This is a genomic window from Arthrobacter sp. A5 (assembly GCF_051131705.1).
Lineage (GTDB): Bacteria > Actinomycetota > Actinomycetes > Actinomycetales > Micrococcaceae > Arthrobacter_M.
In genome coordinates, this window is the sequence record NZ_CP180316.1 from 3444224 (window position 1) to 3465639 (window position 21416).

The following is a 21416-nucleotide window of genomic DNA, read 5'->3' on the forward strand; positions in this document are numbered from 1 at the left end:
TCGCCTATCAAAGGACCGCACTGAGAAACGCCCGGGTGCGCTCCTCTTGGGGGTCGCCCAAAACGTCGTGCGGCTGGCCCCGCTCAACGACGCAGCCATTATCAATGAAGACTATTCCGTCCGCGACCTCACGGGCAAAGCCCATCTCATGGGTCACCACCACCATGGTCATCCCGGAACTGGCCAGGTCTTTCATCACGTCCAGGACCTCCCCCACCAATTCGGGGTCCAGCGAGGAGGTGGGCTCGTCGAAAAGCATCAGCTGCGGTTCCATCGCAAGTGCCCGGGCGATGGCGACTCGTTGCTGCTGGCCGCCGGACATGGCATACGGGTAGGCATGTGCCCGGCTCCCCAGCCCCACGCGCTCCAGCAGCGCCATGCCCTGTTCGGTTGCCTTCTTCTTAGAGATCCCTTTGACCTGCACCGGACCCTCGATGACATTTTCCAGCGCAGTCTTGTGGCCGAAGAGGTTGAAATGCTGGAACACCATGCCGATATTGGCCCGTTCGCGGCAGACGTCCTTGTCCTTTAGCTCGTATAACCTGTCCCCGTTCTGGCGGTAACCCACCAGCGAGCCGTTGACCGATAGGCGTCCGCCGTCGATCTTCTCCAAGTGGTTGATGCACCGCAGAAACGTGGATTTACCCGATCCCGAGGGACCGATGATACACAGCACCTCACCACGGAAAACCTGCAGGTCAATCCCCTTGAGGATCTCCAGGTCGCCAAATGATTTGGTGACCTGCTCGGCATGGACGATCAGTTGCTTGCTCATGCCGTCCTCCTGAGGGCCAGGTTTTTACGAATCCGGCGCGCAAAACTGGGTCGGGATCCCGGCGCACTGCGACCAAGCCGGTCCTCCAGCATCTGCTGCAGGACGCTGAACACGGTAGTCAGGGCCAGATACCAGATGGTAACGGTGAAGAGCAGCTCGATCACCTTGAAGTTGGCGGTGTAAATCTTGTTCGCGGAGTGCAGCAGTTCGCTGAAGGAAATGGTGTAGGCCAGGGACGTGAACTTCAGGCATGCAATGAACTCATTGCCCAGCGGCGGAATGATCACGCGCATCGCCTGTGGCAGGACGATCCTGCGCATGATTTTGGCGCGCGGCATTCCGATGGCCGAGGCAGCCTCGCGTTGGCCGTGGTCGACGGAGAGGATGCCACCGCGCACGATTTCCGAAATGTAGGCACCCTCATTTATGCCCAGCCCCAGCAAAGCCGCCAGAAACGGCGTCATCAGCGTGTTCATGGGCATGGACACCAGGCCCGGGATCGTGAAGGTATTGAAAATGATCGCCAGGTTGAACCAGATCAGCAGCTGTACCAGCAGTGGAGTACCCCGGAACAGCCAAACGTACCCGCCGCCGACCCAGCGCAGGACCGGATTTGGCGACTGGCGCATCACTGCGGTCAGCACGCCAAGGACCAGTCCCAACGCCATGGACAGCAGCAGGAGCAGCAGCGTATTGCGCACTCCCTCAAGGATTCCGGGGACCGTCAAGTACTCGACCACCGCGGAGTAATCGATGTCAGCGACCACGAATGCCCGCACGAGCAGGGCCAGCAACACCAGAATCACGATGGCCAGCACCCACCGTCCGGGGTATTTCAGCGGGACAACTGTCAGCGCCCTGGCGGACGTTGGCACCGCGGGCACTTCGCGCCCGGTCTCAGGCTTGTTTTCGACTACCACCACGTGCTCCTTTTCCTGTTGTCAGTTCATCGGGCACGGTGGGCTATTTAGGACTGATGCCGGCCGTCACGGGGTTTACCGTGGACTCGGTGATGCCGATGCTGCCCAGATCCCACTTCTTCAGTACCGCTTGGTACGAGCCGTCGTCGATGATGGCCTGCCAAGCCTTCCCCAGGGCATCACGCAACGTTGATTCCTTCTTGCTGAAGACCATCGAGAAGAAGCGCTTCTCCACTTGCAGCCCACTAACGACCTCAAGTTTGCCCTCGGACTGCTGGGCGAAGTACGCGGCCGTCGGGTAGTTCTCAAGCAGTGCCACAGCCTTGCCTTGTTTTACCGCGAGCTGCTCGGCGGCGTTGCCGTCAAAAGTGAGTACGTCGATGGGCTGTTTGCCGGCATCGGTGCACACCTTGGATTGGGCCTCGAGATACTGTGGCTGAACGCCTCCGCGCACGGCCGCGATGGGCTTTCCGCAGAGGTCTTCAACCGTGGCTAGTCCGGTCGGATTACCCTTTTGGACGACAAAACCCTGGGAGGACTGTAGATATGACACCATATCGAAGGTCTTTTCGCGTTCAGCCGTGTCATTGACGGCACCAAAGATTACGTCGTACCTCTTGGTGGTCAGTGCCGGCAGCAGAGTGTCAAAACTGGCGTTGTTCCAGGTGAAGGAGACACCGAGCTGCTTTTCCAGCTCCTTGGACAACTCGACTTCGAAGCCGGCCAGCGGGCCCGCGGCCTCGTAGTACTCGAACGGCGGGTAATCGATGGCGGAGCCAATTTGGATGGTGCCCGCCTTCTGGACGGACTCCGGCAGCGACTTGTAAAGCGGTGCCGTGCTGTTGGCAGCCTGGTCCTTCACCGCCCCGTTCACGTCACCGGGGGTGGCAGAACTGCACCCGGACAGCAGGAGGCCGGCAAGGACAGGGACGGCGAATAGGGCTCTTTTGCGGATTTTGTGGCGGGGATCGATGGCACTCACGGGGCATCCTCCAAGGGTGTGGGCAACTGAAAACTCGCTGACAAATTCACATATACGAACACTGTTCGATATGAGAGAAACAGTATGGTGTAGTCTACGTCACTGTCAATGGGTGGGCCGAAAATGACGGACCGCCTTAAATCCCGCCCGGCGGGAACTCCTCCCGGGCCATTGACTTACCGCAAACGGCTTTGTAACGTGTTCACATATTCGTATGACGATCGTATATATGAACAAATCACGGGACGAAGGCCGGAAGGAAAGCTCAGGACGACGCCGCCGACCACAACCCACCTGGCGCCTCTTCACCACATTCCTCTACCCGGAAGGCCCACCTAATGACCATCGCTGAACGCCCGTGGCTCAACCGCCTGCAGCCCTACCAGCCGGGGAATCGAGCCCCGATCGCGGACGGATCAATGGCATCGAATGAATCCCCCTTGGGAGCCAGTCCTGATGTCGCGGCGGCAATCTGCGGTGCGCTGGCGCAAGCACATCGTTACCCCGACCCGCTGGCGCAGGAATTGACGTCAGAGCTGGCGTCGCTGCATCACGTTGCCCCGGACCAGATCCTCATCGGCAATGGTTCCGATGAGCTGATCTTCCTGCTCGCCTCGGCCTACCTTGCCCATGGAGGCCATGCCGTCTGCGCAGCACCCCCGTATCAGATCGACAGGATCAGTACCTATGCGGTAAACGCCCGCCTGACACAGGTGCCGTTGCGCGATTGGGCGCATGATCTGGAAACGATGGCTGCCGTTGACGCGGATATCGCCTATGTGGTTAACCCGCACAATCCGACGGGAACGGTGTGCACACCGGCGGGGATCCGCAAATTCGTGGCACGAAGCCCGGCGCGGCTCGTGGTCATTGATGAGGCGTATATCGATTTCACCGACGATCCGAACACCCAAACTGCCATCCCGCTCGTGTCGGGCGGAGGGGTTGCCGTCCTGCGGACCTTCTCCAAGATTCACGGGCTGGCCGGCCTGCGGGTGGGCTACCTGGTGGCGGAGCAGGACGTCATCGCGACGCTACAAAAGATCCGGCCGCCGTTTTCGGTCAGCTCTGTGGCACAGGCTGCCGCCCTGGCGGCTCTGCGGGACCCCGCGCACCAGCTCGCCGTGCGCGAACACACGCTGCGTATCCGCGCCGAAATGGTCCTCCTGCTTGAACAGACCGGTTACCCGGTTATCCCGTCCCAGGCGAACTTTCTCCTCGTCCAGACTCTTGACGAGACGGAGTTCGTCTCAGCCGTGCTCCGGCATGGAATCTCGGTGCGCCCGGGAAGCAGCCTGGGCCTACCCGGAACCGTGCGGATCAGCGTGCCTACCCAGCGCGGGCTGGAACTGCTGCGAGGAGCCCTGCCTCCCGTCCGAGAACTGCTACAACCGACCGCCGCCGCTGCCAGCGGCCTTGTTTAGAGGAGAGTCCATGTTCATCAAGAATGCCTGGTACGTCATCGCTTCATCTGACGAAGTTGTCCACGAACCGATGAAGCGCACCATACTCGGAGACGACGTCGTGCTCTACCGAAAGCGCGACGGCGCCGTCGTCGCCCTTGACGACCGGTGCGCCCACCGCGCATACCCACTCTCGGCAGGCCGGCTCGTCGGCGACAACATCCAGTGCGGCTACCATGGGTTCGAATACAATTGCGCCGGAATCTGCGTCCGGGTGCCGGCTCAGGAGCGTATCCCGGAACGTGCGGTAGTACAGGCCTTTCCCGTCGTTGAAGCTCACCGCTGGGTGTGGATATGGATGGGGGATCCGCAAAAAGCCGCGGCGGTTCCCGTGCCTGATACCCACTGGATGACGGATCCGGCCTGGGACCGGGTGACCCACATCAGGCTCTTCCACAGCAGCGCGGATTTGATCCATGACAATTTACTGGACCTGACCCATGAAAGTTTCCTGCACCAGTCCACCATCGGCGATGAGGCCGTCTACGAAAACGGCATCACCGTGGAAGTTGAGGCCCAGACGGTCAGCGTCGACCGATGGATGCCAGGGTGCCACCCGTCGCCACTGTTTGAAAAGGCCACGGGGTTGACTTTGGTAGACCGCTGGCACACGACCGAATTCCAGATCCCCAGCCTGCACGTAATCCACGCCGGTGTGGTGGAGCCAGGCGGCCGCCGTGAAGACGGGCATCTGCTCACTGTGCTCAATGCCATTACTCCGGCAACCGAGAACACCGCGTGGTACTTCTACGCATTCTGCCGCGACTTCGCCGTTGGTGACGAGGCGATGAACGAGCTGCTCCAACAAAGCCTGGGCGAAGTCTTGACCGAGGACGAAGACGCCTTGGCTCTGCAGCAGGAGCGAATGGAAACCCGTCCCGCACGTCTTCCGGATGTGCTAATCGCCCAAGATGCCGGGGTCGCCAAGGCCCGAAGGATCCTGGCGCGGATGCTGGCGGCAGAAGCCAAGGAATTGGCCAATGCGGGGCAGCTGCCGTGAGGCTGGTCTTGAGGGCAGGGTCCCATCGCGAGGTTGCCGACGGGGCCCTGGAAGTGGCCGCCTCCCCCGACACGCCGCGCCGGGAACGGTGGCAATGGGACATCCGCGTGTTTGAAGCCGCCACCGCGCCGAATGGAAGTCAGCGCCAGGGCGTTCCGGTCAGCGCCAACCTTGGGCGTGGCGATGGCTCGGCATCGCGCATCGAGGTGCACGCCGACGCGGCACTGGTCCGTCCGGAAATTCAGGTACGTAGCGTCGGCACCGGCTTCGACGTCGAACGAGAGTTGCAGGAGGTGGTGGCCGTCATCGTCGGATCCGGCTCGGCGCTGGCCGAAGGCCGTCACCGGCTTCGCGAATTGGATGCGCTCATTTTGGAGGGCGATGATCCATACTTCCTGCGGATCGAGCCAGGGTCTGACATCGATGCCACCGTCGCCGTGATTCGACTCAAGGGCACCGGCTCCATCGGCTGGGTGCCCTGAGCGGCGCCCCGAGCGGCCTATTTAGGCGCGTCCTTTGAGGATGAGGTGCCAGTAGACCCGAGGGAGAATATTGCGCTCCAGGATCCAGGTGGAATGGTGCTCCTTCATGCTGCCTTTCCACGGCAACGTCGGTTTGGGCCTGTGCAGGTGGTCGAATTCGGCGAAGACCACCGTGGACCGGGAAACGGTGAAGGGCGTCGCGGAGTAATGGTTGTACTTATGGCGGGGGGCCCTTCCCTTGCTGGCGGCCTTGAGATTTTTCGCCAGGGCCAGTGTCTGTTTCCGCAGGGATGCGCCCGACTTGAAGTTCTTGGTGCCGGCTGCGTCACCAAGAGACCAGATGTCCCGGTAGCGACTGTGCTGCAGGGTTTCCGGGTTTACGTCCACAAAGCCGCCCGGATCCCCGGGGCGGGTCAGGCCACTGGTCCGAAGCCAGTCCGGTGCCACCTGAGGGGGCACCCCATGAAGCAGATCGTAGCGAAGGACCTCGCTGCCTGCTGCCACTGATTCGGCCCGGGCGGCCGGATTGGTCACCGGTGAGATCGTCACAGCTGAGATCGTTACCGTTTGCGCGGCGCCGTCAACGTCTGTGACCTCACTGCTGCAGCGCAGCTCCACCCCATACTCGGCGATCTTCCGATTCAATTCCTGGTCCACCACGTCCACTCCGTAGACGGTGGGAGTCGGCACCACCGTGACCACGCGGATATCGTCGAGGACACCTTCCTGCCGCCAGTAGTCGCAGGCAAGGTACATGATTTTCTGGGTGGCCCCATCACACTTCACTGTCCCGGACGGCATGGTGAAAACGGCCGTCCCGCGCTGGAGTCCGCGGACAAGGTCCCACGTCTTCGGGGCCAGCTCGAACACCTAGTTGGACGACGCGGAGGGAGTGCTCATCGCCTCGGCTAAGCCCGGCACCGCATCCCAGTCCAACCGCATGCCCGGGCAGATGACCAGCTGACGGTAGGCCAGCATCGTCCCCGAGGCGAGTTGGACGGTTTGCGCGTCCGGTGCGATATCCACGGCCGCGTCGCGAATCCAACGCACACCCTTGGGCATGACGTCAGCCTGCGGCCGCACAGCCTCTTTCGCCCGCGCCGTTCCGCCGCCGATGTGAGAGAACAGCGGTTGATACAGGTGCCTGTCGCTGGGCTCGACGATAACGATGTCCCTGAATCCGTATCGGTGCAGCCGCGCGGCCAGCGAGATGCCGGCGTTCCCGCCACCGATGATGACGACGTCATGGTCTTCGGCTCCATCGCTCCCCGGGACGGCCGGTGACCCCGCTGCAGGATCAACATCAAGTGTGCTTGACCAGTAACTGGAAGCCATGGGTATTCTCCCTTGTGAGTCAGTCTGCCGCATATCCGTCGAGCCTACGTGAGGATCGGCAGCGGCAGAAGTGCGGGACGCCCGGAACGTCTGCGATGCGGCAGCAACTTTCAAGCCTGCTGGATGCCGCTGACTCCAAGGCAGCGCGCCGCGGACGACCGTTTCCGCACCGAACCGGAGCGAAATCTGCCGTGCTCAGGCAACGACCGGGCCGCCCGCTACGTCGAGTGTTGTGCCGCTGATCCAGTTTGAGCCGTCGGAAGCCAGGAACAGCGCGGCGTCAGCGACGTCGTCGGGGGTTCCGAGGCGTTGAAGAAAGTGGTGGTGAGGTTGGCGTCGATCGAGGCGCGCCACCCATCCCCGGTGATGTCCTCGACCGGCCCGGGAGGGATCGGGTTTCCTCCTGCGTTGGCGACAAGGATGTCGATCGTCCCGAGATCGTCCTCGATGCCCGACCGCATGGCCTCGATCTGTGCGAAGTCAGTCAGATCGGCGACGACCGAGATTGCTTGCCCGCCCGTCGTCGTGATCTGCTCCCGAACTGCAACGGCGGCTTCGTAGTTGCGCCCATCCTCTCCTATTCCAATGTTTGGTGACCAGGTCGTGAAGCGCAACCGACGGCCGGATCTACCCCTTGTCAGTGCGCGTCTGCCTGGGTCTCGGTCATCCTGATAGTCAGGGCCAGCGGGTCCACGGTTACCCGCAGGTGCGTTGCCTGGCCCAGGTGATCGCCGTCGAGCTGGAATTCCTGCGGGCGGTCTACGGTGATGTCCGCGGTTTTGCCCGTAAGGCTCCGCACCGACCGGTTGGTGGTTGTGTTTTTGCCTAAGATCCCCGCAATAACGCCGACCCAGCCAAACTTGCCGCGGGGGGCAAGTGTCAAGAGATCGAGGATGCCATCGGTGTTCACAGCCCCCGGAAAGATCTCCACCCCGCCCATCAACTTTCCGCAATTGCCCACCATGACACCCCGGACCTTGCGGTGGTTCTCGGCCTTGCCGTCAACGCTGATTCTGGCGGTCACCGGTTTCCCCGACAGATTGCGGATGCCGGACTCGACGTAGGCGAGCCAGCCCACGCGGTCCTTGAGGCCATCGACTGCGTCGGCCATGATGGATGCATCGTAGCCCAGCCCGGCTGCGACGAGAAAAATCCGTCCCTGCTCCTCGTGGTCGACCATAGCCTGCACGACGTCGATCTTGGTCTCGGTACCGTGCAGAACATTGCGGGCTGCGGTCACTGGGTCTGTGATGAAAATGCCGAGGTTGCGGGCCAGCAGGTTACCCGTTCCCAGCGGCACCAAACCCATGGCGGTATCCGTGCCGGCAAGGACCCCAGCGACACACCGGACGGTGCCGTCTCCGCCGGCGGCAATGACAACATCGACGCCGGCATCAAGGGCCTCCTTGGCCTGGCCACGGCCGGGATCGTCCTCGGTGGTTTCCAGCCACAGAGGCTCGGCCCAGCCAGCGTCCGCGCACAGCCGGAAGAATGTCGGTTTGAAATTCTCGCCCGGGGACTTCGTCGTATTGATGACCACGGCGGCACGCCTGCCCCGCCGGGGATGGGTCTGTGCCATGTCGTCCTTGCATGTTGGGAATGTCGAGCAACACTGAATCCTAACCCGGAGGGACTCCTGCGTGGGGATGGGAAGCGAGCTTGGTTGGTGTCCCGGCTACCCCACTGGGCATGCGCTGTGCAGAGAATTCCGCATCGTCCGTGGATTTCCGCATCGTCCGTGCTCGCGGGTGTCAATGGTTTTCGGGGCCGTAGATGAAGGCTTTGGCGTGATTTTCCGCTTTTTTGAAGGCGTCGTTGCGCAGTGTGACGTCCTGACTCTGTTGGGATTCGATGTAGTCGGTGATTCCGGGGCGCAAAAGCCAGATATCGCCGGCCGGTGGCAGATAGAACAATGCGAAGGCCATGCACTCATTGAGATAAACCTCCTGGACGCTCCCACCGCAGTGGACCGACGATTATCTGGGGCTGCCCGGCCGCTGCTCCGGCCCTGGCCGGCCGCGCCCCGGACGAGCGACCCCGCGCTGCGCCTGTTACCTTGCGGCGGTGGTCATAGAGGGCCCTTTGCACCGGGTCGGCCAGGACAGCATGCGCGGCCATTATTTCCTGCAGCGCCTTACCTTCAATGGCCGCATCGGCCGGCGTAGCCGGCAACGGGCGAGTGTCCGGATGATAGCGGCGCAGCAGGGACCTGTACGCGCGGCCGACTTCACCGGCGGTGACTTCCGGGCCGATGTGCAGCACGGCATAGAAATCCGGCAATCCCGACACGATGGCTCACACTTCCTCTCGGTGTCGGTAGTGGGTGAACGTAGAGGATGGGGTGGTCCCCGGCCGTGGGGGCCGGGGACCGTCGGGTGCGGGAGGCAACGCCAAGACCGTATTCGCTGCACGTGCGGCGCGCTGGCGTGGGTTTGAGACATCCGCCCGTCCTCATGCCGGCCTTTGCGTGGCCTTCCCGGCCTGGATAAACTCCTGGCTTTTCTTCCCGTCCCCGTGGTCAGGCCTTGATGGCCTGGCGGTCAGCGGCTTTGGTGGCGATGGAGATCTTGCGAGGCTTGGCCTGCTCCGCTACGGGGATGCGAAGTGCCAGCACGCCGGCGTCGTAACTGGCCTGGATGTTTTGGGTATCCAGGTTCTCGCCCAGTATCAGTTGGCGGCTGAACACCCCGCGCGGCCGTTCGGCGGCGAGCATCTCCTTGTTCCCGTCCAGAGCGGCACGTTCGGCCCTGACGGTGACCACGTTGCGTTCCACATCCAAATTGATCGACTCCGGACTGACGCCTGGCAGGTCAAACTCGACTTCAAACATGTCGCCCTCACGCCACGCATCCATCGGCATGGCTGCCGGGCTAACCGCGGTCCCCAGCACCTGCTGGGCGAGCCGGTCGAGTTCACGGAACGGATCTGTACGCATCAACATGGCTATTCACTCCTTTACTGGTGCCACTTGATTTTTGATGTCACTTGATGCCATCTTTACTTGTTGTTTCCCCACCGCTACCTATCGTGGCGGGTATAGATTTTTTATAACATGACTGGCACACTGGTGCAAGGGGTTTTTCGTGAATCGTCGTTTATGGGTGAACGCAGTCTGGGATTGGGGCGTAAGGTGACCGGGGATCCACAGGCGCGCGGCGTCTACGCCATCTCCGTTGCGGCTGAACTCGTCGAAATGGGTCAGCAGAACCTCCGCCTCTACGAACGCAAGGGTCTTGTGGAGCCGGGACGCACCGAAGGGGGAACCCGTCGGTACAGCGACAACGACCTGGTGACCCTGCGACGCATCGCCGACTTGCTCGCTTTGGGACTCAACCTCTCCGGCATTCGACTGGTCCTGGCTCTGGAAGCGGAAAACAAGGTATTGCGGACAGAACTCTCACACCGTCCGGCGGGACCGGGCACCGAGCCGCGCACCACGGCCGGCCCGCGCCGCCAAACCCGCCGCCGCTAGCGATCCCGCGCAGGTGCGCGTCGCCCTGGGATCCAGCGATCCAAGGCGCCATGGCACTGATCTATCCCGGGTCGCGGGCGACCCCCCGGACCGCCACTGTCGCCGCCGGCATGGTGGCATGACAGGTCCTCCGCGACGTGGCCGTCGTATGGGCGGAAGGTCCCAACAACGAGCTCGAGCTGACCGGCGAGGTCTCCGGGACGTGGCGGCTGGGCCGGACGGGCGGCACTGCGGTGCGCGTCACTGCTGATGAAGTGGACTTCTGCCGCCGCCTTTCCGGACGCCCACCCGACACCGGGGTATCCCTGGAGGCCGGCGATGCGGACGTATTGGGCCTAGTGGAGGCCCTGCAAGTCCTGTTCTAGCGCGAGCCCGTGTCGTCAGCCAGCAAGTACCGATTTGGGAACGTTGCGCACCGCTCTTCGGGGCGACCGACTGTGCCGCCGTCGTCAACCGTGTCTCGGCTCCCGGGCTCCTCAGTGGCGGGGCCGCCCCACCCACACCCCATGCAGCAGCGGAACCACCGAGACGATCATCAGCCCACTGCCGAGCACCGTGTCGTCGGCGCGGACCACGGAACCGGCGATGAGCAGGGCGCCGAAGATCAGTGCCGATCCCGACCGCTGCACCATCCGGTTAAGCCGTGCCACCTGCCGCTCCAGGCGCGGGCTGGCCACCGACACGGAACCGTCCTCGATGCGGGTGACAAGCCCATCCAGGCGTTTGGACAGACGAAGGCTGACCCCGGCGGCCTCGAGCGCCTGCCGGGCCAGATCCTGAACGATGTTGCCGCGCTCATCACGCAGCAGCTGCGCCGCGTAGGGTTCAACCGAATCCCACAGATTGAACCGGGCGTCCAGCGAGCTGCACACACCCGAGGTCAGCGACATCGCGCGGATAATGAGCAGGAAGTTCTCCGGCAACTGGAACGGCAACGAGCGAACCACGCCACCGAACTCCACCCCAAAATCACGGAACTCCCGCGGTCCACCTCGCGAAGCTCGGCGAAGCCCATCCCGCCGAACCGGGCGAAGAGGTGCGTCATCGCCCGCTCCAGCTCGGCAGTGTCGGCCGAGGGCACCAGCACACCAACGTCGCTGATCGCGCTCACCAAGCCCTTACCGTCACGCGAGGCGGCCGCGATCAGCAGCTTCCGCAGGCCGCTGCGCGTGCCGGGCGGAACCTCGCCCATCATGCCGAAGTCGATGAACGTCAGCTTCCATGGGTGGTCTTCGGATGAACCGGTGCCCGGGGTGATGAAGATATTTCCGGGGTGTGGATCGGCGTGGAAAAAGCCATTCGTGAACATTTGGTCGAACATCACCGACGCGAATACCGGGGCCACCTGCGCCGGATCGATGCCCGCCGCACGCAGTGTCTCCGAGTCCGTGATCTTGATGGCCGTGACATCTTCCAGGGTAAGCACGCGTCGGGTGGTCCGCTCCCAGACAACGCCGGGCACACTCACTCTGTCGTCGTCGGCGAATTCAGCGGCAAAGCGCTCGGAATGCGCCGCTTCCTGAAGGTAGTCGATCTCCTCGAGACTGGACTGCGCGAACTCCTCGACCAAGGCGGGCATGTCGGCGCGGTTCGAGACGAGGCGCACGTGGCTGAGCCAGCCGCCAACCTTGCGCAACGCGGCCAGATCGACGTCGACAATCGCATCGATGCCCGGCCGCTGCACTTTCATCACCACGGACTCGAGTCCGGTATCGGCGGCATCGGCGGAACGAAGTTGTGCCCGGTGCGCCTGCCCGAGGGATGCAGCGGCGACGGGCGTCTGATCGACCCACGCGAACACCTTCTCCAGCGGCGCACGCAGCTCCGCCTCGGCGAGGGTGCGGATGGCCGGGAACGGGACGGCGGGCACCTCGTCCTGCAGTCCTGCCAGTTCGTCGGTGATTTCCGGCGGGAGCACATCGAGCCTGGACGAGAGAAACTGCCCGACCTTGATCATCAGACCACCAAGGTCCACCGCGAGCACATGGAAGCGCTGTGCGAAGCGCCGCATCCGTTTGGTCCGGGTGCGTTCGGCAATCTTCACCAGCCCAACGCGGGGCAGGAAGAGCTCGAACCACCAGGTGACGGCAAGATGCCACGCGGCGAAGCGCAGGATGCGGCGGTAACGGGCACGGGTGTCCCCTGCGCCGGGTACCGGATCTGCCCGGTCCCGACGAATCGACGTCACCCCCGTCAATCCTGGGCGAGGATTGAATACAGCCGACGACGTGCCTCGTCGAGTACCGTCACGGCTTCCTTCACCTGCTTCGAAGTACCAGTGCGGCCCACTTGCGCCGCGGCCTGCGCGAGCTCGATGCCAGCCTTGGGCAGCGCCGCGAAGCCGGTGCCCGATGCTGGACCCGGTGTCTCCCAAGGCGCTGGCGCATCGCCACCGGCTACCTCCTCCCGGCCTGCCTCGGTCAGCGAGTAGATCTTACGGCCGTTGGATTCCTCGGCAATGATGAAGCCCTCGTCGGCCAGCAGCTGCAACGTTGGGTACACGGAACCGGCGCTGGGCTTCCAGCTGCCGCCGCTGCGCTCCTCGATTTCACGGATGATCTGGTAGCCGTGCATCGGCCGCTCCGCGAGCAGGGCCAGCACCGCCGAGCGCACCTCGCCTCGACCTGCACGGGTTCCCGATCGCTTCTCAAACTTTGATCGCAACTCCTCAACGGCCTGCCACACGCCGTCGATGTTGGGGACGCCAAATCCGCCTGCCTGGTATGAATTATCCATTATGCTCTCCTTGAATGGATCGCGAACGATATACAACGATAGTTAACGATATGCCCCCATATGCACCAAAAACAAGGGTGCCGGGCCGACGCCGCCCCCTCCTCAGCGGTTCTGGCGGCTGCAGTTAATCGAGGCAGAACTCGTTGCCCTCCGGATCGTGCATCGTGATGAAGCCAGACGTCATCGCCGCCTTGTCGGGCTCGACCCGATAGGCACGAGTCGCACCGAGCGTCTGAAGACGGTTGGCTTCGGTCTCGAGGGCGCTCATTCGTTCGTCGCCCTCAAGGCCGGGCGCCACACGGACGTCGAGGTGGAGCCGGTTCTTGACGGTCTTGTCCTCGGGCACGCGCTGGAAGAAAACGCGGGGATGCGTTCCGTCGACGGGGAGGATCGCCGGGCGCGAGTTCCACTGGTCGCGCGGCACACCGAAAGCTTCTAGGGCCGCATCCATGATTCGAATCCGTCGGGCGGCGATTGCACCTGATAGCCAAGCACCTCGGCCCGGAACGCCGCCAAGGCAGCAGGATCGGCGCAGTCAATCGTGATCTGCACGTCTTTCGTCATGGGCCCACTCTCGCACGGATACGGCGATACTTTGAAGACCAAAGACGTTATTGGCCTGTGCGTGCGGGAGCATCACGAGCGGCGAACTGTACAATCGGCGCATGGTGACGATTCGTGAAGAACCGGACTGCGGAAACGCCACGCGGAAGAAGATTCTGCGGGATTTCGGACGCGGAGCGAGCGTTGACGGTTTCTTCGATGTGGCAGACGGAACGAGATGGGGTTCGGTCATGTCCTGCGCTTTGCCGGCGCAGCCAAGACCGCGAAGATCGTCGGCGTGAAGAGCCACGTCATCAACGTCACGGATGAGTCAACAGCTGCACTGACGGCACAGCTTTAGCACCGCGCTGGCACGCCTTGGGTCCACCGACCCCAGGCCCCTTCGCGTGGTTCAAGCGTTTCCCGAATGAGTTGGCAGGCACTGGGTAAGGGTTCAATAATGGCAGCACTACGTTCTTTGGATAGCCGTCGGGCGGTTTCGCTCAGTGGCCCGCCAGCGATAATTACAGCCTGGGCACCGTCTGCAACTGACCGACGTACTGCCGCCTGCAGCTCCCGGAACCGGGCTTCTGCATTTTGCAGCCAGCGTGAGCGGATCCGACTCCGTCAGTCGCACTCCGCAGAAGTACTCGGTCCGTTGGTGCTCCATCACCAGCTCCGTCAAGGACGTCACGAGAAGTGGTGTAGTGGTCGCCATGCCGAAGCGTCTGCCATGCTGGGACGCCGCCAGAATCGCGGCTTCCCCGATCCCCACCACGGGGATGGTTAATTCCCGGGGAGAGTTCGGCCCGTCCGGGGTAACCGATGGCGGCAACGATGATTGCTATCACGCGAGACCCGTCGGGACCGGACAGACCTTCACCACCTTTTGAACGTGGACTCTTGCGGCCGCCACGTTCTCTGGGTTAATCAGCATCCCAGGACCCTGCAACGCCGTGATGCCCACGACCTTCTGGACACAGGCTACCTCTTCACCTTCCACACGTGGTTTGCCAAAGGCTTCCGGCGGACTCAACGACAATGCCGAAGACCAAGAGGGCCCGCCTAGGTTCGCGGCGGGCCACACTTCCTTAGTGACCCCTGCCAGCCGCCAGGACGCCTGGTGTCCCGCTGCGGATCCATACACTCGTAACGAACCCGTGGAAACCAAAAGGCCGACTCCGACCTGCCCTGCTCGTGGCTACGGAGCGACCGGTTGACGTCCGGTACCGCAGAGCCTAATTTATCAACATAAGGTTATACAACGAAAGGCTTATAGAATCAGTGAGTGATACTCTTAGCTCCGTTTTCGGCGCACTGGCCGACCCAACGCGACGGGCGATTCTGCAGCAACTCATGCTGGGGGACGCGCCCGTCGCAGAGTTGGCCCGCCCGTTCGACATGAGCCAGCCCGCGATTTCCAATCACCTTCGGGTTCTGGAAAAGGCTGGCCTGATTACCAGAAGGAGGGTCGCAACCGCGCGGCTAAGCCACTTAGAGGCGAGTCGATTGAAAGAGGCCAATGAATACGTCGAGAGATACCGACGCTTTTGGACAGAGTCGTTCGATCGGTTGGACGATGCCCTCCGGACCTTCCAGGGCCCGGACGATGAACCAGGGATCGAACATGACGCCTAACGACCGGACCGAAGTGACAAACCGGGACGTTTTCATAACCCGCGCGTTCAACGCCCCGCGGGAACTCGTGTGGCGTTTCTGGACCGAGCCCGCAGCGTTGGCCTCCTGGTTTGGTCCCACCGGGGTTTCCGTTCCCGTTGACAGCGTCCTGATCGAACTTGTGGAGGGCGGCCGGTGGGAATTAGCCATGCGCAATGACGAGACCGGCGAATTGAATCCCATCCGGGGAAAGATCGTCTCGTTCAAGCGTCCCGAGCACCTCGAAATAAAGATGGACGCAGACGCGACCGGCGGAGCACTTCACGACATCCTCCTGCGCGTGGAGTTTCACGACCATGGCAGCCGCACCCGCGTCACTCTTCACCAGGGACCCTTCACCGCCGATCTTCGCGATCTCACGGCGGAGGGCTGGTACCTTTCATTCCATCAACTCGACATCCAGCTGAAGGCCGCAACGAAATGACCAAGAACACGAACATTGGAACTGTCCTCACCGTCGTTTCGCTCGACGGGACGCGGATTTCTGTCGAACGACTTGGCGCCGGGCCGAGCCTGGTTCTCATAGACGGCGCGTTCTGCGGCAGATCGTTTGGCCCCGCGCGGGCCCTCGCTGCGAAACTCGCGGATTCTTTCACCGTCTACTTCTACGACCGCCGAGGAAGAGGCGACAGCGGTGACACGATGCCCTATGCCGTCGAACGAGAGATCGAGGACCTCTCTGCAGTGCTGCGGGAGGCTGGCCCCGACTCCTACGTCTACGCGACTTCGTCTGGTTCCGCACTCGCGCTTGAAGCCGCCGCGTCGGGTGTGAAGATCCGGCGCCTGGCTACCTACGAAGCTCCCTACACGGGCGTAGGCGTCAAAGATGGTGTTCCGGTCGATCACCAGGCACGCCTCGAGGACCTCCTCAGGGCAGGGAAACGGGGCGCCGCGGTGTCTTACTTTCTCGTGAAGATGATCGGTGTACCGGCGTTTGTCCCCCTCATGCTGCACATCATGCCGGGGGTCTGGAAGAAGCAGACCGCCGCCGCCAACACCCTTCCCTACGACACTGAAGTGATGAACAATTTTTCCGTCCCGCTGGAGAGATTCCGCCGGATCTCCATTCCGACTCGCATTATGGTCGGGGGGAAGGCCGGTGCGTCGATGACCGACGCGCAGGCGGCGGTGGCGGCCGCCATTCCAGACAGTGAACATCGGGTCTTGGAAGGGCAAACGCACCAAGTCAGCCCGACAGTCATCGCCGCGCAACTCAGAGAATTCTTCGCAGACGAATCGGCCCGCCGGCCCTAACATCGAAATTCCCCGGAAGAGGCATTCCCATGGCCAGATCCAGAGTGAGTTCGGCAAACCCATCAACGTCAGATAGCCTCAGCAACTTCGACGCGACAACGCGAAGACTACTCGCCTGCGGGATCGCAGCGGGGCCACTGTACCTCGTCGTCGGCTTCGCTCAAGCGTTCACGCGAAAGGGCTTCGATCCCGCGCACAACGACCTCAGCGTCCTCGCCAACGGCGCGCTCGGCTGGATCCAGATCGCTAACCTGATCATCACCGGTGTATTGACTCTCCTGTGCGCTGCCGGACTGCGTCGCGTGCTTCGCGGCGGGACGGGCCAGCTCTGGGGGCCGCTGCTGATCGGACTCTTTGCCCTAGGACTCATTGGGGCTGGGGTATTCGTCGCAGACCCGATGAATGGATTCCCTCTCGGCACTCCAGCGGGCCACCCGACCAACCCCACCCTGCACGGGTTCTTGCATTTTGTGACCGGCGGCATCGGATTCAGCGGATTCATCGTCGGTGCTCTCGTTATCTCCCAACGGTTCTTTGCCGACGGTGAACGCTTCCTCGGCTGGTTCTCTGTCGTCACCGGAGTGCTGTTCTTGTTCGCTTTCGTCGGTATTGCAACAGGTTCTACTCGGGCTCTCATCGTTCTCGGCTTCACAGCCGCCGTCGTCCTCGCCTGGATCTGGCTCGCTGTGGTTTCGGTGCGATTCCGTAAGCCGGAGCGTGTTTCCCCGGACACCTGAATTGTCTGGGCGCGCTGTGGTTTACCGAGGTGGAGGCCAGCGGGTGCGGGAACTAATCACCGGGCGGTTGGACCAGTTCCTGAAGAAGGTGGCCCCTGATCACCCGGCAGCAGCCGGACATTCCACAACTTGTCCGGCGGGTGCGTCGCAGCTGCCGGCAGGATCGGCGGAGCAGACGCCGGTTTCGGGCAGCTCCAGATGCACGGCGTCTGCGGATTCGGCGTCGCCGGCGAGCGCGGCAGCGATGGACCGGACCTGCTCGTAGCCTGTGGCAAGCAAAAAGGTCGGCGCGCGGCCGTAGGACTTCATCCCGGCAATGTAGAAATCCTTCTCCGGGTGGGCCAGCACCTTCGCACCGTGGGCAGGGACGGTGCCGCAGGAGTGCAACTCGGGGTCAATGAGTGGTCCAAGCTCCCTTGGTGCCTCCACGGCGGGATCAAGTTCCAAACGAATCTCCCGCAGGATGCCCAGGTCGGGCCGGAATCCGGTGGCCGGGATCAACAGATCCACAGCCAACGTCACCGGACCATCCGGCGTCGCGCCGGTAACAGCCAGGCCGTCCCCCACCGCGAAGGAAAGGGTGGTGAAGGAGGTGTGCAGCTCGATGTAGCCGTCATCAACGAGTCCGCGCAGCCGGGTGCCGAGCCGGCCGCGTGCCGGCAGAGCGTCAAGGTCTCCCCCGCCATACATTCGTGAGGCGTCAGCGCCTCGGACTGCCCAACTGACCCGTGTACCCGGTTCATTCTTGGCGAGCTGCCCCAGGGAAATCAGGATGTTGGCTGCCGAGTGTCCAGCCCCGATGACTAAAACGTGCCGGCCGGCGAAACGGGCACGGTCTGTCCCCGTCACATCGGGCAGTGGCCCGGTAATCACGCCGCGTTCAACGGCCTGGGCCTCGCCAGGGGCACCCAGACCGGCCTGTCCGAGCGGGTTGGGCTGGGCCCAGGTGCCGGAGGCGTCAATCACGGCGCGCACCTGATGGTCCGTCACGGTTCCGTCAGCCACCTCAACCCGGACCAGAAAAGGCCTCCCGCCGCGGCCCTGGGATTGGGTCTTGTCCATGCCTACGCGGCTGACAGCAATGACCTTGGCGGATGCGTGCAAGGCGGACGCGATGGCCGGGATGGCGGCCAAGGGTTTCAAATACCCTTCGACGAGCTCGATCCCGTACGGCAGGGAGCTACGCCGGGGCTCGGCCCACCCGGCGGGTTCGAGCAGCCGCCGGGAGGCCGGGTCAATATTGTGCTGCCACGATGAGAACAAGCGAATGTGTCCCCAGTTCAGAATGGCCGCCCCGACGTCCTCACCCGCTTCGAAAATGATGGGGGTCAGGCCGCGTTCGATCAGGTTTGCTGCCGCGGCCAGGCCCACCGGGCCGGCCCCGATGATGGCAACAGGCAGGCCATGTGGCTGTGTCGTCATGGTTTTGGTTTTCCCGTTGGAGATTCAGGAACCGGGAGCAGTTGGCTGATGAGCGCCCGAACACGGGACTTGATGTCGTCTCGGATGGGGCGGACAGCATCCACGCCGTGCCCAGCGGGGTCTTCCAGTTCCCAGTCCTCGTAGCGTTTGCCGGGAAAGATCGGGCAGGTATCCCCGCATCCCATGGTGATGACGACGTCTGACTCCCGGACGGCGTCGGCGCTGAGGACCTTGGGAATCTCGGCCGACATGTCGATGCCGTCCTCCGCCATCGCGGCCACGGCGGCAGGGTTGACCGACGCGGCGGGTTCGGAGCCGGCCGAATGAACCTCGATGGCTCCGCCGGAGAGCGCGGCGAGGTAGGCGGCAGCCATTTGTGAACGTCCGGCGTTGTGCACGCAAACGAACAGGACGGACGGCTTTTTGGTGGTACCGGTGGCACTCATGACTTCAGGCTCCTAACGAAAATCGCGGGACGTTGGCCAGGCTGACCGTGGCTGGTGGGTAAAGAACCGTGTTCGCGCCCACAGGGCGACGTAGACCAGGGCAATAAGGACCGGCACCTCAATCAGGGGTCCGACGACTCCTGCCAGAGCCTGGCCGGAGGTGACACCGAAGGTGCCGATCGCGACGGCGATGGCGAGTTCAAAGTTGTTGCCGGCCGCGGTGAACGCCAGGGTTGTGGTCTTGGCGTAGCCAAGACCCAGCGCACGGCCGATGCCCATGCCGGCACCAAACACCACCACAAAGTAGACCAGCAGCGGCACGGCGACGCGGACGACGTCGAACGGCTGGGACGTGATGGTCTGCCCTTGCAGGGCGAAAAGCAGTGTGATGGTGAACAACAAGCCGAATAGGGCCCACGGTCCCAGCCTTGGCAGGAACGTCCCCTCATACCAGTCGCGCCCCTTTGCCCTTTCCCCCACAGTGCGCGTCAGGAAACCCGCCAGCAGCGGAAGTCCCAGAAACACCAAAACGGAGATGGTAATCGACCCGAACGAGAAGTCAGCGCTGGTGACCGGCAGGCCCAGCCAGCCAGGCACGACCTGAAGGTAGAACCAGCCCAAGGCGCCGAAGGCGAGAACCTGAAAAACGGAATTAATGAAGACCAACACGGCTGCAGCTTCCCGGTCCCCGCACGCCAGATCGTTCCAGATCATCACCATGGCAATGCAACGGGCCAGGCCCACAATGATCAGCCCGGTCCGGTACTCGGGCAGATCGGGAACGAAGATCCAGGCCAAGGCAAACATGAACGCCGGCGCCAGCAGCCAGTTCAGCACCAGCGAGGTGATCATGAGCCTGCGGTCCGCCAATACGCGGCCGGTCTCGTTGTAGCGTACCTTCGCCAGCACCGGGTACATCATCACCAGTAGACCCACAGCGATCGGCAGCGAAACGGAGCCGATCTTCAGCGCGTCCAGCGCGGTGTTCAGGCCAGGAATGAATTTACCCAGCAGCAGCCCGACTGCCATAGCCGCAATGATCCACACCGGTAGAAACCGATCCACGGTGGAGAGTTTGCCCAAACCGGCGGCCTCTGCGGCTGGTGAAGGGGCGGTGGTCTGAATACTCACAGGGCTCCTAGTCAGATCGACGTAAGATTGATGGTTGTCGATACAGAAAGTATTGCCCCATATATCGACAACTGTCAATATATGGCCCATAATAAAGATATGCACACTACAGTAGCGACCGAGACCGGGGATGATCAGCCCTGCTGCGAACCGGGCGGGCTCCCGGTCCTCAATGCCGCCCAAGCGCACGATGCGGCACGGATCCTCAAGGCGCTCTCCGACCCGAACAGGTTGCGGCTGCTCTCGATCGTCAAAGCAGGCGACGGCGGCAAAGCCTGCGTGTGCGACCTCACCGAACCCCTCGATTTGGGCCAACCCACCGTCTCCCATCATCTCAAGATCCTGGTCGACGCCGGATTGTTGGAGCGCGAGAAACGCGGCACGTGGGCGTACTATTCCTTGGTGCCCGGTGCCCTCGAACGGGCCGCCTCGCTGATCACGCAGCTTTGACCATAAATCGTCGCCCCGGCATCCAGGTGCGCCGCATGGCTGATGGCGACTGGGAAGCAGTCCGGCGCATCTACGGCCAGGGGATCGCCAGCGGCAACGCCACCTTCGAAGCACTCGTGCCGACAAAGTCGGAGTTCCTGTCATCGCGCATACCCGAGCTTTGCCTCACTGCAACTGACGGCGGTGCCATCATTGGCTGGGCAGCGGCATCACCAACCTCTGCCCGAGGTGCCTACCGCGGCGTCGTTGAACACTCCATTTACGTTGATCCAGAGCAGGCAGGCCGTGGCATCGGCCGCATTTTGCTCAGCGAACTCATCAACAGTGCCCGTGCGAACGGATACTGGACCATCCAATCCGCGATCTTCCCGGAGAACACCGCCAGCCGCGCCCTGCATCGCAAGGCAGGATTCCGTGAAGTCGGCCGACGTGAACGCATCGCCCTGATGGCCCACGGACCTTGGGCCGGACAATGGCGTGACACCATCCTCTACGAGCTCCGCCTCTAACAGCCACGGCTGACCTTCGATCAGTAAGGCTGGCCTCTGACCACCAAGCCCGCGACCACGAGCCTCTGACCGCATAACCGAA

At 62.8% G+C, this 21416-nt stretch carries 27 protein-coding genes and 3 pseudogenes; 12 read left to right on the plus strand and 18 right to left on the minus strand.

Annotation, left to right across the window (positions count from 1 at the left end; genetic code table 11):
* Nucleotides 1–7: 7 nt before the first annotated feature.
* The 3 genes from ACLLJI_RS16220 to ACLLJI_RS16230 are packed head-to-tail and all read right to left on the minus strand — an operon-like array spanning nucleotide 8 to nucleotide 2677.
* A complete protein-coding gene (locus ACLLJI_RS16220) occupies nucleotides 8–775 on the minus strand; it encodes an amino acid ABC transporter ATP-binding protein (RefSeq protein WP_434614359.1) in 768 nt (255 codons plus the stop codon).
* Nucleotides 772–1698, minus strand: coding sequence for an amino acid ABC transporter permease (locus ACLLJI_RS16225; protein ID WP_434614362.1), 927 nt, complete (start codon nucleotides 1696–1698; stop codon nucleotides 772–774). Before ACLLJI_RS16225 ends, ACLLJI_RS16220 begins: the two co-directional genes overlap by 4 nt.
* Before the next feature lie 40 nt (nucleotides 1699–1738).
* The gene (locus ACLLJI_RS16230) at nucleotides 1739–2677 is read right to left on the minus strand and encodes an ABC transporter substrate-binding protein (protein WP_434614364.1); all 939 of its coding nucleotides are present in this window, start codon (nucleotides 2675–2677) and stop codon (nucleotides 1739–1741) included.
* 419 nt (nucleotides 2678–3096) lie between these two features.
* Here ACLLJI_RS16230 and ACLLJI_RS16235 point away from each other — a divergent pair, with 419 nt between their 5' ends.
* From ACLLJI_RS16235 to ACLLJI_RS16245, 3 genes are read left to right on the plus strand one after another with little or no spacing between them, the layout of a single operon-like run.
* A complete protein-coding gene (locus tag ACLLJI_RS16235) occupies nucleotides 3097–4101 on the plus strand; it encodes a pyridoxal phosphate-dependent aminotransferase (protein WP_434614367.1) in 1005 nt (334 codons plus the stop codon).
* A 10-nt stretch (nucleotides 4102–4111) separates the two neighbouring features.
* Entirely contained in the window at nucleotides 4112–5140 is a 1029-nt protein-coding gene (locus tag ACLLJI_RS16240; protein WP_434614370.1) for a Rieske 2Fe-2S domain-containing protein, read from the plus strand.
* An 8-nt stretch (nucleotides 5141–5148) separates the two neighbouring features.
* Nucleotides 5149–5622 carry a hypothetical protein gene (locus ACLLJI_RS16245; RefSeq protein WP_434614373.1) on the plus strand — a complete coding sequence of 158 codons (474 nt, stop codon included), beginning with the start codon at nucleotides 5149–5151 and terminating at the stop codon, nucleotides 5620–5622.
* A 21-nt stretch (nucleotides 5623–5643) separates the two neighbouring features.
* Here ACLLJI_RS16245 and ACLLJI_RS16250 read toward each other — a convergent pair.
* The 7 genes and pseudogenes from ACLLJI_RS16250 to ACLLJI_RS16280 all read right to left on the minus strand — a co-directional run bounded on the left by ACLLJI_RS16250 (nucleotide 5644) and on the right by ACLLJI_RS16280 (nucleotide 9898).
* Nucleotides 5644–6957 (minus strand): annotated as a pseudogene (locus ACLLJI_RS16250) (NAD(P)/FAD-dependent oxidoreductase).
* A gap of 195 nt (nucleotides 6958–7152) precedes the next feature.
* Nucleotides 7153–7311 (minus strand): SDR family oxidoreductase, encoded by a 159-nt coding sequence (locus ACLLJI_RS16255; protein WP_434614376.1) that lies wholly within the window; start codon nucleotides 7309–7311, stop codon nucleotides 7153–7155.
* A pseudogene (locus ACLLJI_RS16260) lies at nucleotides 7278–7571 on the minus strand (SDR family NAD(P)-dependent oxidoreductase); the annotation flags it as partial. The gene ACLLJI_RS16255 and the pseudogene ACLLJI_RS16260, both read right to left, overlap by 34 nt.
* 23 nt (nucleotides 7572–7594) lie before the next feature.
* Nucleotides 7595–8536: a diacylglycerol/lipid kinase family protein gene (locus tag ACLLJI_RS16265; RefSeq protein WP_434614379.1), complete on the minus strand. Its 942-nt coding sequence runs from the start codon at nucleotides 8534–8536 to the stop codon at nucleotides 7595–7597.
* 172 nt (nucleotides 8537–8708) lie between these two features.
* Nucleotides 8709–8882, minus strand: coding sequence for a hypothetical protein (locus tag ACLLJI_RS16270; protein WP_434614382.1), 174 nt, complete (start codon nucleotides 8880–8882; stop codon nucleotides 8709–8711).
* A 4-nt stretch (nucleotides 8883–8886) separates the two neighbouring features.
* Nucleotides 8887–9246: a J domain-containing protein gene (locus ACLLJI_RS16275; protein ID WP_434614385.1), complete on the minus strand. Its 360-nt coding sequence runs from the start codon at nucleotides 9244–9246 to the stop codon at nucleotides 8887–8889.
* A gap of 229 nt (nucleotides 9247–9475) precedes the next feature.
* Nucleotides 9476–9898, minus strand: a complete 423-nt coding sequence (locus ACLLJI_RS16280; RefSeq protein WP_283561751.1) for an Hsp20/alpha crystallin family protein — start codon at nucleotides 9896–9898, stop codon at nucleotides 9476–9478.
* 111 nt (nucleotides 9899–10009) lie between these two features.
* Here ACLLJI_RS16280 and ACLLJI_RS16285 point away from each other — a divergent pair, with 111 nt between their 5' ends.
* Together ACLLJI_RS16285 and ACLLJI_RS16290 are read left to right on the plus strand one after the other, a co-directional pair.
* Nucleotides 10010–10429 (plus strand): MerR family transcriptional regulator, encoded by a 420-nt coding sequence (locus ACLLJI_RS16285; protein WP_434614389.1) that lies wholly within the window; start codon nucleotides 10010–10012, stop codon nucleotides 10427–10429.
* Nucleotides 10430–10566: 137 nt separating this feature from the next.
* A complete protein-coding gene (locus tag ACLLJI_RS16290) occupies nucleotides 10567–10794 on the plus strand; it encodes a hypothetical protein (RefSeq protein WP_434614392.1) in 228 nt (75 codons plus the stop codon).
* Between the two features lie 111 nt (nucleotides 10795–10905).
* Here the strand turns inward: ACLLJI_RS16290 and ACLLJI_RS16295 are convergent.
* From ACLLJI_RS16295 to ACLLJI_RS16310, 4 genes and pseudogenes are all read right to left on the minus strand, one after another.
* Nucleotides 10906–12617 (minus strand): annotated as a pseudogene (locus tag ACLLJI_RS16295) (ABC1 kinase family protein).
* 5 nt (nucleotides 12618–12622) lie between these two features.
* The gene (locus ACLLJI_RS16300; RefSeq protein WP_434614395.1) at nucleotides 12623–13165 is read right to left on the minus strand and encodes a PadR family transcriptional regulator; all 543 of its coding nucleotides are present in this window, start codon (nucleotides 13163–13165) and stop codon (nucleotides 12623–12625) included.
* 124 nt (nucleotides 13166–13289) lie between these two features.
* Nucleotides 13290–13616: a VOC family protein gene (locus tag ACLLJI_RS16305; protein WP_434614398.1), complete on the minus strand. Its 327-nt coding sequence runs from the start codon at nucleotides 13614–13616 to the stop codon at nucleotides 13290–13292.
* A complete protein-coding gene (locus ACLLJI_RS16310) occupies nucleotides 13601–13729 on the minus strand; it encodes a VOC family protein (RefSeq protein WP_434614401.1) in 129 nt (42 codons plus the stop codon). Before ACLLJI_RS16310 ends, ACLLJI_RS16305 begins: the two co-directional genes overlap by 16 nt.
* A 217-nt stretch (nucleotides 13730–13946) precedes the next feature.
* On the opposite strand from ACLLJI_RS16310, the gene ACLLJI_RS16315 reads away from it, so the two are divergent.
* Nucleotides 13947–14069 (plus strand): hypothetical protein, encoded by a 123-nt coding sequence (locus tag ACLLJI_RS16315; protein ID WP_434614404.1) that lies wholly within the window; start codon nucleotides 13947–13949, stop codon nucleotides 14067–14069.
* A gap of 108 nt (nucleotides 14070–14177) precedes the next feature.
* Here ACLLJI_RS16315 and ACLLJI_RS16320 read toward each other — a convergent pair whose 3' ends face one another.
* A complete protein-coding gene (locus ACLLJI_RS16320) occupies nucleotides 14178–14543 on the minus strand; it encodes an aspartate/glutamate racemase family protein (protein WP_434614407.1) in 366 nt (121 codons plus the stop codon).
* A 449-nt stretch (nucleotides 14544–14992) separates the two neighbouring features.
* Here ACLLJI_RS16320 and ACLLJI_RS16325 point away from each other — a divergent pair, with 449 nt between their 5' ends.
* From ACLLJI_RS16325 to ACLLJI_RS16340, 4 genes are read left to right on the plus strand one after another with little or no spacing between them, the layout of a single operon-like run.
* Nucleotides 14993–15346, plus strand: coding sequence for an ArsR/SmtB family transcription factor (locus tag ACLLJI_RS16325; protein ID WP_434614410.1), 354 nt, complete (start codon nucleotides 14993–14995; stop codon nucleotides 15344–15346).
* Nucleotides 15336–15809, plus strand: coding sequence for an SRPBCC family protein (locus tag ACLLJI_RS16330; RefSeq protein ID WP_434614413.1), 474 nt, complete (start codon nucleotides 15336–15338; stop codon nucleotides 15807–15809). Before ACLLJI_RS16325 ends, ACLLJI_RS16330 begins: the two co-directional genes overlap by 11 nt.
* Entirely contained in the window at nucleotides 15806–16639 is an 834-nt protein-coding gene (locus ACLLJI_RS16335) for an alpha/beta fold hydrolase (protein WP_434614415.1), read from the plus strand. Before ACLLJI_RS16330 ends, ACLLJI_RS16335 begins: the two co-directional genes overlap by 4 nt.
* A gap of 29 nt (nucleotides 16640–16668) precedes the next feature.
* Complete coding sequence (locus tag ACLLJI_RS16340) at nucleotides 16669–17376, plus strand: DUF998 domain-containing protein (protein WP_434614418.1); 708 nt, start codon at nucleotides 16669–16671, stop codon at nucleotides 17374–17376.
* Nucleotides 17377–17475: 99 nt separating this feature from the next.
* Here the strand turns inward: ACLLJI_RS16340 and ACLLJI_RS16345 are convergent, their stop codons facing one another.
* Genes ACLLJI_RS16345 through arsB form a run of 3 tightly spaced genes read right to left on the minus strand, consistent with a single transcriptional unit; the run spans nucleotide 17476 to nucleotide 20375 of the window.
* Nucleotides 17476–18798 carry an NAD(P)-binding protein gene (locus tag ACLLJI_RS16345; RefSeq protein ID WP_434614421.1) on the minus strand — a complete coding sequence of 441 codons (1323 nt, stop codon included), beginning with the start codon at nucleotides 18796–18798 and terminating at the stop codon, nucleotides 17476–17478.
* Nucleotides 18795–19244, minus strand: coding sequence for an arsenate reductase ArsC (locus ACLLJI_RS16350; RefSeq protein ID WP_434614425.1), 450 nt, complete (start codon nucleotides 19242–19244; stop codon nucleotides 18795–18797). Before ACLLJI_RS16350 ends, ACLLJI_RS16345 begins: the two co-directional genes overlap by 4 nt.
* A 12-nt stretch (nucleotides 19245–19256) precedes the next feature.
* Nucleotides 19257–20375 carry an ACR3 family arsenite efflux transporter gene (gene arsB, locus ACLLJI_RS16355; protein ID WP_434614428.1) on the minus strand — a complete coding sequence of 373 codons (1119 nt, stop codon included), beginning with the start codon at nucleotides 20373–20375 and terminating at the stop codon, nucleotides 19257–19259.
* Between the two features lie 99 nt (nucleotides 20376–20474).
* Here arsB and ACLLJI_RS16360 point away from each other — a divergent pair, with 99 nt between their 5' ends.
* Together ACLLJI_RS16360 and ACLLJI_RS16365 are read left to right on the plus strand one after the other, a co-directional pair.
* A complete protein-coding gene (locus ACLLJI_RS16360; RefSeq protein WP_434614431.1) occupies nucleotides 20475–20825 on the plus strand; it encodes an ArsR/SmtB family transcription factor in 351 nt (116 codons plus the stop codon).
* Between the two features lie 35 nt (nucleotides 20826–20860).
* Nucleotides 20861–21334 (plus strand): GNAT family N-acetyltransferase, encoded by a 474-nt coding sequence (locus tag ACLLJI_RS16365; RefSeq protein WP_434614434.1) that lies wholly within the window; start codon nucleotides 20861–20863, stop codon nucleotides 21332–21334.
* The last annotated feature ends 82 nt before the right edge of the window (nucleotides 21335–21416 follow it).